We start from the raw sequence: 9738 nt of genomic DNA on the forward strand, positions 1-9738 counted from the left end.
ACGTTCAGCCGCCCGAGGCCGCACCGACCGTCTGCCGGTAGGCGCTGGGGCGCTGCCCCATGGCCTGGTGGAACATGGCGGTGAAGGCCGAGGGGCTGGCATAACCCAGTGCCAGCGCCACCTGGGTCACGTCCTGCCCGCCGGCCAGCAGTTCCACCGCCTTGAACAGGCGCAGGCGCTGGCGCCAGGCGCGCAGGGTCATGCCGGTCTCGCGCTGGAAGCGCCGGCTCAGGGTGCGGCCGCTCTGGTGCAGCTGGGCCGCCCAGGCCGCCAGGTCGCGCGGGTCGGCCGGATCGGCATAGAGCGCCTCGCACAGGGGCGCGAGGCCGGGTGAATCGGGCCAGGGCAAGGCCGCCGGCAGGGGCCGCAGGCGGGCCAGGCGCGAGAGGATCAGTGCGAACAGGTGCTGGGCATCGGGGCCGCTGCGCTCCTCGGGCGAGAGGCTGCCGGCCTCCAGGATGAGCGCCCGCAGAAAGGGCGTGACCGCCAGCAGTGCGCACCGCCCCTGCGGCCCCGGCAGGGCCTCGGGCGCCACATACAGGCTGCGGAACTCCGCGCCCAGCAGCGAGCCGGTGCGGTGCGGCAACCCTGCCGGCACCCACACCGCCTGCTGGGGCGCGATGACGAAGCACTGGCCGGCGGCCGTCACCGTCAGCACCCCGGTGCTGGCATAGACGAACTGGTGCCAGGGGTGGGTGTGTTCCGCAAAGAAACCGCGCGCCGGCAGCGACTGCACGCGCAGCGCCAGAGGACAGGGTTCCTCCTGATCTTCCGGGCGCTGCAGGGGCTGCCAGGGTTCGGGGGACGCTGCTTGTCGTTTCATCGACAGTCATTGTCCTTCCGTCGACAGACAGACAGGCCTGGGGTTTTCAGAATGGGGCATGGACACGGCAGCCCCTCGGACCCATTCCCCCCACGCCCCGCGCGAGCTGCAGCCCTGGCAGGTGCTGGCCGCCGGCGTGTGCGCCCTGCTGCTCACCGTGGGCCTGGCCCGTTTTGCCTACACCCCGCTGCTGCCGGTCATGCAGGATCAGGCGGGCCTGAGCGCCGCGGCCGGGGGCTGGCTGGCGTCGTGGAACTACGCGGGCTACATGGCGGGCTGCTGGGTGGCCACCTGGCTGCACCAGCCGCGCCTGCGCTTTGCAGCCTACCGGCTGTGCCTGGTGACCGGCGTGATCGGCACGGCCGGCATGGGTCTGACGCAGACGCTGTGGGTGTGGGGCCTGCTGCGCTTCATCGCCGGTGTGGCGGCGGTGGGCGGCATGCTGCTGGGCTCGGGCATGGTGCTGGCCTGGCTGGTCACCCACGGGCGCCGGCCGGAGCTGGGCATTCACTTCATCGGCCTGGGCCTGGGGCTGGCCGTGTCGGGCGTGGCCGCCATGCTGATGGCTCATCACCTGGACTGGGCCGCCCAATGGCAGGCGCTGGGCCTGCTGACGGTGCTGCTGGCCGTGCCGGCCTGGCACTGGATGCCGGCCCCGGCACCCAAGCCCGCCACCGCAGCGCCTGCGGCCGCTGGTGGCCCTGCTGCGACAGCCCCGCCCCGTCTGGGCCTGCTGCTGCCGGCGGCCTACTTCTGCGCGGGTGTGGGCTATGTGATCAGCGCCACCTTCCTGGTGGCCATCGTCGTGCGCCAGCCCGGCATGGCCGGCGGCGGCAACCTGACTTGGGTGGTGGTGGGCCTGGCCGCGGCCCCAGCCGTCATCTGGTGGGACCGCCTGGCCCGGTGCGCGGGTGACGTGCGCGCCCTGCTGGCGGCCTATGCGGTGCAGATCGTCTCCTTCCTGCTGCCGCTGTTCTTCGAGGGCCTGGCCGCCGCTCTGCTGGGCGCGGTGTTGTACGGCGCCACCTTCATCGGCATCGTCGGGCTGACGCTGGCCTATGTGGGCCGCCACGAGCCCGCCAACCCGGCGCGCGCCATGGCCCGGCTGACGTTGAGCTACGGCGCCGGCCAGATCCTGGCGCCGGCCGTGGCGGGGCAGATCGCGCAGCGCACCGGCAGCTACCAGGGCGCGCTGTGGATGGCCGCCGCCATGATGGCCCTCGGCATGGTGCTGCTGGGGCTGCTGGATCGGCAGCAGCGGAGGCTGGCCGGCGATCGCGCCACTGTCTGACAGACAGGCGCCGACCGGCGCGCATACTCAGGGGTCCCCGATCGCTCCGGATCACGCCAGATGGCGCCGGGGCCGATGACGAAAGGACCCTATGAAGATCCGCACCCTCGCCTTGTTGATCGCCCTGTTTCTGCTGGGCCTGTTCTGCGCCCTGAACTGGCAGGCGCTGAGCGCGCCATCGACCCTGTCACTGGGCCTGGTGCAGGTGCAGGCACCGCTGGGCTTGATCCTGCTGGGCGCCACGGTGGTGATCTCCGGCCTGTTCCTGTTCTACATCGTCGCGCAGCAGGCCCATCTGCTGATGGAGTCGCGCCGCTTCACCAAGGAATTGCAGGCCCAGCGCCAATTGGCCGACCAGGCCGAGGCCTCGCGCTTCACCGAACTGCAGGCCCGGCTGGACGCCCTGGTGACCCGGCTGGAACAAGAGCACCAGGGTGCGGAGCAGCGTCTGTTGGCCCGTTCGGACGAGGTGGTGCGCGAGCTCAGCGCCCACCTGGCTGAAATGGAAGACAAGCTGGACCGTGCGCTGGCCCGCCTGGGCTGAATTCGCACCGGGGACGTGACCCGACGGCGCTGGGATGCCGTTTCATCACACGGTATTCCTCGGGCACTCCAATGCGTGGCATGTGCGCGCGAGCCGCTGTGCGGCGTGGCCGGAGCCCGCCTTCCCCTCGTGGCACGCGCAAGCAGCATCCATCAATGCTCGCATTTGTCCAAATCTAGAATGGGACCTCGTTCCTCTTCTTCTACAGCCGACCCCAGGAGACTGCACGATGACCAGAAACGCCGCCCCGCAGAAGAACGCACTGCGTCACGCTGCCGACGCCATGGCCCTCCTCCTGCGCCTGGACGATGAGTTCGTGCTGCGCCTGCCCGAGGATCCGGATGAGCTCACCCTGGCCGAACTGGACGAGCTGCGCCAGTGGCTGGACGACACCCTGCGCGCCGACCGCCGCCACTACTTGGTGCTGGGCTCCTGCGCCCAGGATTCCCACGAAACCCGATCGGATGCACTCGCACGGCTCACTGAGCGCCTCGTGGCCCTGGGTGTGGAGCCCGACACCATCCGCTGCACCCATGACGGGCTGAATCTGCCGCGCGGGGTGAATGCCGAGCTGCAGCAGCGGGTCGTGCGGCTCAAGGCCGTGGAAGGCGCACAGATGGCACGGGCCTCGGTCCAGCCGATCAGTCAGCTCTTCCTGGCGGCCTGAGCGAGCGCCCTGCCCGTCCTCGGGCAGGCGCGACTCAATCTTCGGAAGCCGCCAGGGTCACCCGCTGCTGGCGGGTCTGACCGGCCCGCCACAGGGTCACGGTGCACACATCGCCCGGCTGCAGCTTCTCCAGCGCGGTGAGCATGTCGTCCAGCGTGGCCACCGCCTCACCGTTGATGGTGGTGATGACATCGCCCTGCACCACCCCGCCGTCTCCCCGGCTGAAAGGCTTGAACCCGGCCTGCGCAGCCGGCCCCTGGCGCTGCACCCGCACGATGGCCACGCCCTTGGGCAGGCCCAGCGCGCGGTTCCATTCGGGCGGGGCGGTGGTCACGCCCAGGGCTGGCCGCACCATGCGGCCGTCGCGGATCAGCCGCGGGACGATCCGGTTGACCTCATCCACCGGGATGGCGAAGCCGATGCCCGCGCTGGCGCCGGAAGGACTGTAGATGGCCGTGTTCACGCCGATGAGCCGGCCTGCCGAATCGAGCAGCGGGCCGCCGGAGTTGCCAGGGTTGATGGCGGCATCGGTCTGGATGGCGCCCTTGATCGGTCGGCGTGTGACCGATTCGATCTCGCGGCCCAGCGCGCTGATGATGCCCGTGGTGAGCGACTGGTCGAGCCCGAAGGGATTGCCGATGGCATAGACCTTCTGACCCACCTGCAGATCCCGGCTGGTGCCCAAGGGCACGGGCTTGAGCTTGGCCTCGGGAACCTGGATGCGCAGCACGGCCAGGTCCCGGTCCGGAAATGCGCCCACCAGTTCGGCCTTGTAGCTGGATTGGTCGGCCAGGGTCACCCGGGCAGCATTGGCGCCCTGGATGACATGGAAGTTGGTGACGATGTGGCCCTGCGCATCCCAGACGAAGCCGGTGCCGGTGCCCTGGGGCACCTGCTGCACGTTGAGGGACAGAAAGTCCCGCTCCAGCCCCAGCGCGGTGATGTTGACCACCGAGGGCGAGACGTTCTTGAAGACGGCGATGTTGTTCTGCTCTTCCGCATCCAGCGCCCCTCGGGGTGCCACGGCACGCGGCGTGGCCGCCGGCCGGGCCTGGGCCGGGTCGGGCGCACCGGCCAACGAAAGCATCAACAGAAGAAGCAGTGTCTGGATCTGGACAAGGCGCATGGTGCGTCGTGCGGAGTGCGTTCAGGTCACCAACAAAACGAGAGCGCGGGCCGAAGCCCGCGCTGTCCGAGGCCGATGTTCCATCGGCCCCATGGTCATGCTCAGTCGATCTGCAGCTTGCGCACCCCCTGCGTGGCAGCCTTCTTGGGCAGCGTCAGGGTCAGCACGCCCGCGTCGTACTTGGCACTGGCCCGCGCCTCATCAATGTCCACCGGCAGCTGGAAGCTGCGGGAAATGGACCCGAAATAGCGCTCGCTGCGCAGCACACGCTCATCGCGCTTTTGCTCGTCGAGTTGCTTGACCTCGGCGCTCAGCGCCACCACCGGACCATCAATGGTCACGTGGATGTCCTCCTTGGCCACGCCCGGCAGCTCGGCGTGGACCACGAAGTTCTCGGCGTCTTCCTTGACGTCCACCTTGATCTGCTGGGGCAGCGGATCGCCATGCAGCGGACGGACGAAGAAGCCCGGGGCCATGTCGCGGAAGAACTCATCGAACAGGCTGGTACGGCTCACAGGCAGGTTGGGCAGATTGGCCATGTGCATCTCCTTTCAAAACTGTCGATTCCGAACGGGGTGCCGCACCAGCACGGCAGCGGCACGCCAGCATCGTGATGAATCCCATGTAGGGACGCCTTGCCCGGCATCAAGGCCCCTCGGCCCCACATGAAAAAAGGGCCTTGCGGCCCTTGAGGAGAGATTCCGGCGTCCTGTCAGTGCACCGGCACGCCCGTCTTGGCCTGCACTTCCTCGAACGTCACGCCCGGCGCCAGTTCCACCACCTTCAGGCCATGCGGCGTCACGTCCAGCACGCACAGGTCGGTGATGATGCGGTCCACCACACCCAGACCGGTCAACGGCAGGGTGCAGGACGGCAGAATCTTCAGGTCGGTCGTGCCGTCCTTCTTGGTGGCCACGTGCTCCATCAGCACCACGACGTTCTTCACGCCGGCCACCAGGTCCATCGCGCCGCCCATGCCCTTGACCATCTTGCCCGGGATCATCCAGTTGGCCAGGTCGCCCTTCTCGCTGACCTGCATCGCCCCCAGGATGGCCAGGTTGATCTTGCCGCCGCGGATCATGCCGAAGCTGTCGGCGCTGCTGAAGATGGACGAGCCCGGCAGCGTGGTCACCGTCTGCTTGCCAGCGTTGATCATGTCGGCGTCCACCTCTTCTTCTGTCGGGAAGGGGCCGATGCCCAACAGACCGTTCTCGCTCTGCAGCCACACCTCCATGCCCGCGGGCACGTGGTTGGCCACCAGGGTGGGCAGGCCGATGCCCAGGTTCACGTAGTAACCGTCCTGCAGTTCCTTGGCCGCGCGGGCCGCCATCTCGTCACGGGTCCATGCCATGTTCGTTCTCCTTCGCGGCTCAGGCTTTGCGGGTGGTGCGCTGCTCGATGCGCTTCTCGGGGGTGGCGTTCAGCACGATGCGGTGCACGAAGATGCCCGGCAGGTGCACGTCGTCGGGGTCGATGGCGCCCTTCTCGACGATCTTCTCCACCTCCACCACGGTGATCTTGCCGGCCATGGCCACGTTGGGGTTGAAGTTGCGCGCAGTGCGACGGAAGCGCAGGTTGCCGCTGGTGTCGGCCATGTAGGCCTTGACGAGCGAGACCTCGGGCACGATGCCACGCTCCATCACGTAGGTCTTGCCGTCGAACTCCTGCGTGGGCTTGCCGTCGGCCACGATGGTGCCCACGCCTGTGCGGGTGAAGAAGGCCGGGATGCCGGCCCCGCCGGCGCGCAGGCGCTCGGCCAGGGTTCCCTGCGGGGTGAATTCCAGCTCCAGCTCGCCGCTCAGGTACTGGCGCTCGAACTCCTTGTTCTCGCCCACGTAGCTGGAAATCATCTTCTTGATCTGCCGGGTGGCCAGCAGCTTGCCCAGGCCGAAGCCATCGACCCCGGCGTTGTTGGACACCACGGTGAAGTCCTTCTTGCCGGTGGCCTGCAGCGCGTCGATCAGCGCCTCGGGAATGCCGCACAGGCCAAAACCACCCACCGCCAGCAGCTGGCCGTCGTGGATGATGCCGTCGAGCGCAGCCGCCGCGCTCGGGTAGATCTTGTTCATCGGGTCGCCTCCAGGCGGGTTTCAGGGGATGCCCTCAGCGTACTACGTAACGCATTAAGTAGTCGTTACGCAAAATTCAGTAAGGCCGAACCAGCTAAGCTTCGCCGCCATGCTGGAACTGGATTACCGAACTGCCTTCGAAATGGCCCCCATCGGGATGGTCATGTCGCGCAACCGCCTGATCGTCGACTGCAACCGGCAGTTGCTGACCATCTTCGAAGCTGAGCGCGAACAACTGATCGGCCAGTCCTTCGAGGTGCTCTACCCCAGCGCCGCCGAATTCGAGCGCACGGGTGACCGCATCCTGGCCGCCCTGGACGAACAGGGCCGCTACGCCGACGACCGGGTGATGCGCCGGGCCAACGGCGAGCTGTTCTGGTGCCATGTGGCCGGCCGCGCACTGGACCCGGAGGATCCGCATGCCGCCGGCGTCTGGAGCTTCCAGGATCTGTCCGCCCGCCGGGTGCTGAAGGTGGACTTCACGGGCCGCGAGCGGGAGATCGCCGCCTTGCTGGTGGACGGCCTGACCAGCAAGGAGATCGGCCGCAAGCTGGACATCAGCCCGCGCACGGTGGATGTGTACCGCGCGCGGCTGATGCGCAAGATGAGCGCTGGCACCACCGCCGAGCTGGTGCACCGGCTGCTGGCGGGCGAACACTGAGGCCGCGCCCGCCGCGGGACGGCAGGTGGTTCAATCCGCGGCCGGACAGGCGGCCTGCCGCAGCCAATCCGGCATGGGCACCGAACGGCCGGTGGCGAAGTCCATCCACACCATGGTGGCACCGCCCTCCGCACAGGTCACGCCGGGTTCGTCGGTGCGCTCCAGCGTGAAGAAGGTTTCCATGCTGCTGCGGCCCTGCTGGCCCACGTACAGGCAAGCCCGCAGTTCCCCGGGGTATGTCACCTGGCGCAGATAGCTGCAGAAGGCGTTGACCACCACGGGCCCGCTCCCGCCATCCTGCAAGGGGCGGCCCAGGCTCAGCAGCCAGTCCACCCGCAGGCTCTCGAAGTAGCGGAAATAGACGGTGTTGTTGATGTGGCCGTAGGCGTCCATGTCACCCCAACGCATGGGCAACACCATGTCGAAGACCAGGGTCTTCTCGGCGGGCAGTTCAAATCGCATCGGGAATCTCGGGAGTGGGGGCGCTCAGCCCCAGTTCGTTCTGCAATTGGGTTCGCAACTGCGAGAGCTCTGCGCGCAGCGCCACCAGTTCTGCCGCCTGCCGATCCAGCTCGGCGCGCATCTCGTCCAGAGAGGATGCGCCCACTGCGTCAGTGACCGGTGATCGCCCTTCGGAGGCCTGCGCGGGTTCACCACACAGCAGGTGGGCCCAACGGGCCTCGCGCTCGCCCGGCGCACGGGGCAGCTTGACCGCCCGTGGCGGTGTCTTGGCTGCCAACTCGTCCAGAAAAGCCTCGACCGAGGAGATGTCGGCAAAGCGGTGCAGACGCTCGCAGTTCAGGCGCAGTTCGGCCGCCGTCTGCGGGCCGCGCAACATCAGCATGGCGAGCAGCGCCACGGCCTGGCCGGGCACCGCCAAGCCGCGCGCCGTGTTGTGATCAAAGCGCAGCACGCGGCTGCCGCTGACCTCCACCACCAAATGACGTCGCTTGAGCTCGTCGAGGGCCTGCAGCACCGTGGGCTCGTCCAGCTCCATCACGGGCTGGCGGGCCGTCTTCTGGTTGCAGCCGGACACCAGCGCGTTGAGCGACAGCGGATAGCTGTCCGGCACGGTGTGCTGCTTCTCGACCAGCACGCCCAGCACCCGCGCCTGGGCGGGGCTCAGTGGTTCAAAGTCCGAATCCATCGTCGGCCTGCACCACGGCACCGTTGATGAAGTGGCTCTCGTTGGCGCAGAGCATCATCAGCACCGCGTTCAGATCCTGCGGCTGGCCCACGCGCTTGCGGGGCAGCATCTGGACCAGCTTCTGGCCCGCGTCGGTGGACCAGTGGCGGTGGTTGATCTCGGTGTCGATGTAGCCCGGGCAGATGGCGTTGACATTGATGCCATGGCGGCCCCACTCCAGGGCCATCGCCTTGGTCATGTGCACCACTGCCGCCTTGCTCATCGCGTAGACACCGATCTGGCTGAGCGGCCGCAGACCGGCCATCGACGCGATGTTCACGATGCGCCCCCCCGTGAAGGTGCCTGGTGCCGCCCCACAGGAGCGGGCGATCATGCGCTTGGCCACCTCCTGCGCGACGAAGAAAGCGCCGCGGGTGTTGGTGTTCATCACGTAGTCGTAGTCATCGGGACTGACGTCGGTGAGCTTCTGCGTGGTGCTGACGCCCGAGTTGTTGATCAGGATGTCCAGCGTGCCGGTTTCGGTCTCGGCATGGGCCACGGCCGACTTGATGCTGTCCACGTCAGTCACGTCCAGCTCGACCACATGGGCGTCCCCGCCGGAGCCCTCGATCTCGGCACGCAGGCCCTTGAGACGGTCAATGCGCCGACCGGCGAGCACCACGGCAGCGCCTGAACGCGCCAGCGTCTTGGCGAACTGTGCGCCCAGCCCGCTGGAAGCGCCGGTCACGAGGGCCACACGGCCCGAAAGATCAATGTTGTAGCTCATGGATGAAGCGGGCACGGGGCCCGGACTGGAACTCGATGCGGATAAAAACCATCGGCGACCCAGGTGCCCCTGTCCGGGCCCCGTCCTGTGTCGTCGGCTCGGGAAACAATAGCACGCCTGTCTGTCATCGGCGCCCTCGCCGCCGGGCTCGGAGCCGCCGGGGCTCCCCTTATTTTCAGAAACGAACGTTCGTGCTATTTTTGTCTACAAATCGCTAGAATCCCTGCGCAGACAAGCACCCCGGGTTCCGCCCTGAAGGCCGGGGTTCTGACAACAATTCATATCCCACCCAAGGACAGACCATGACTTCCGCCGAGCTTCTTGCCCAATACGGCCCCCGCGAATCGATGGAATATGACGTGGTGATCGTCGGCGGTGGCCCGGCCGGGCTGTCCACCGCGATCCGCCTGAAGCAGTTGGCCGCCGACAAGGGCGCCGAGGTCAATGTGGTGGTGCTGGAGAAGGGTTCGGAGCCTGGCGCGCACATCCTGTCGGGCGCGGTGATGGATCCCAAGGCCCTCACCGAGTTGTTCCCGAACTGGAAGGAACTGGGCGCGCCGCTGAACCAGCCCGTCACCGAGGACGAGGTGCTGTTCCTGTCGGAGACCGGCGCCAAGCAGACCCCGCACGGCCTGCTGCCGGAA

13 protein-coding genes are annotated in these 9738 nt (G+C 67.8%); 5 read left to right on the forward strand and 8 right to left on the reverse strand.

Annotated elements, in window-relative coordinates; translation table 11 throughout:
- Positions 1 to 4: 4 nt before the first annotated feature.
- A complete protein-coding gene (locus M0L44_RS20905; protein ID WP_252772118.1) occupies positions 5 to 823 on the reverse strand; it encodes an AraC family transcriptional regulator in 819 nt (272 codons plus the stop codon).
- A 58-nt stretch (positions 824 to 881) separates the two neighbouring features.
- On the opposite strand from M0L44_RS20905, the gene M0L44_RS20910 reads away from it, so the two are divergent.
- The 3 genes from M0L44_RS20910 (at position 882) to M0L44_RS20920 (ending at position 3325) form a co-directional block, all read left to right on the forward strand.
- Positions 882 to 2114 carry a YbfB/YjiJ family MFS transporter gene (locus tag M0L44_RS20910; RefSeq protein WP_252772119.1) on the forward strand — a complete coding sequence of 411 codons (1233 nt, stop codon included), beginning with the start codon at positions 882 to 884 and terminating at the stop codon, positions 2112 to 2114.
- Positions 2115 to 2205: 91 nt separating this feature from the next.
- Positions 2206 to 2658 carry a LapA family protein gene (locus M0L44_RS20915; RefSeq protein ID WP_252772120.1) on the forward strand — a complete coding sequence of 151 codons (453 nt, stop codon included), beginning with the start codon at positions 2206 to 2208 and terminating at the stop codon, positions 2656 to 2658.
- 229 nt (positions 2659 to 2887) lie between these two features.
- Positions 2888 to 3325 (forward strand): hypothetical protein, encoded by a 438-nt coding sequence (locus M0L44_RS20920; RefSeq protein ID WP_252772121.1) that lies wholly within the window; start codon positions 2888 to 2890, stop codon positions 3323 to 3325.
- Positions 3326 to 3359: 34 nt separating this feature from the next.
- Here the strand turns inward: M0L44_RS20920 and M0L44_RS20925 are convergent, their stop codons facing one another.
- The 4 genes from M0L44_RS20925 to M0L44_RS20940 all read right to left on the reverse strand — a co-directional run bounded on the left by M0L44_RS20925 (position 3360) and on the right by M0L44_RS20940 (position 6520).
- A complete protein-coding gene (locus M0L44_RS20925) occupies positions 3360 to 4412 on the reverse strand; it encodes a S1C family serine protease (protein WP_252772122.1) in 1053 nt (350 codons plus the stop codon).
- Between the two features lie 140 nt (positions 4413 to 4552).
- Positions 4553 to 4990 carry an Hsp20/alpha crystallin family protein gene (locus tag M0L44_RS20930; RefSeq protein WP_252772123.1) on the reverse strand — a complete coding sequence of 146 codons (438 nt, stop codon included), beginning with the start codon at positions 4988 to 4990 and terminating at the stop codon, positions 4553 to 4555.
- A 173-nt stretch (positions 4991 to 5163) separates the two neighbouring features.
- Positions 5164 to 5802, reverse strand: a complete 639-nt coding sequence (locus M0L44_RS20935; RefSeq protein WP_252772124.1) for a CoA transferase subunit B — start codon at positions 5800 to 5802, stop codon at positions 5164 to 5166.
- A 19-nt stretch (positions 5803 to 5821) separates the two neighbouring features.
- Positions 5822 to 6520, reverse strand: coding sequence for a CoA transferase subunit A (locus M0L44_RS20940; RefSeq protein WP_022980990.1), 699 nt, complete (start codon positions 6518 to 6520; stop codon positions 5822 to 5824).
- Between the two features lie 109 nt (positions 6521 to 6629).
- Here M0L44_RS20940 and M0L44_RS20945 point away from each other — a divergent pair, with 109 nt between their 5' ends.
- Entirely contained in the window at positions 6630 to 7181 is a 552-nt protein-coding gene (locus tag M0L44_RS20945; RefSeq protein WP_252772125.1) for a PAS and helix-turn-helix domain-containing protein, read from the forward strand.
- Between the two features lie 30 nt (positions 7182 to 7211).
- On the opposite strand, the gene M0L44_RS20950 is transcribed toward M0L44_RS20945, so the two are convergent.
- From M0L44_RS20950 to M0L44_RS20960, 3 genes are read right to left on the reverse strand one after another with little or no spacing between them, the layout of a single operon-like run.
- Entirely contained in the window at positions 7212 to 7643 is a 432-nt protein-coding gene (locus M0L44_RS20950; protein ID WP_252772126.1) for an acyl-CoA thioesterase, read from the reverse strand.
- Positions 7633 to 8328 (reverse strand): YceH family protein, encoded by a 696-nt coding sequence (locus tag M0L44_RS20955; RefSeq protein WP_252772127.1) that lies wholly within the window; start codon positions 8326 to 8328, stop codon positions 7633 to 7635. Before M0L44_RS20955 ends, M0L44_RS20950 begins: the two co-directional genes overlap by 11 nt.
- Entirely contained in the window at positions 8312 to 9094 is a 783-nt protein-coding gene (locus tag M0L44_RS20960) for an SDR family oxidoreductase (protein ID WP_252772128.1), read from the reverse strand. The genes M0L44_RS20955 and M0L44_RS20960 overlap by 17 nt, the downstream gene beginning before the upstream one ends.
- A gap of 302 nt (positions 9095 to 9396) precedes the next feature.
- Here M0L44_RS20960 and M0L44_RS20965 point away from each other — a divergent pair.
- A partial coding sequence (locus M0L44_RS20965) for an NAD(P)/FAD-dependent oxidoreductase (protein ID WP_252772129.1) occupies positions 9397 to 9738 on the forward strand: 342 nt, incomplete at its 3' end.

The organism is Ideonella oryzae (genome assembly GCF_024055665.1).
GTDB lineage: Bacteria > Pseudomonadota > Gammaproteobacteria > Burkholderiales > Burkholderiaceae_C > Ideonella > Ideonella oryzae.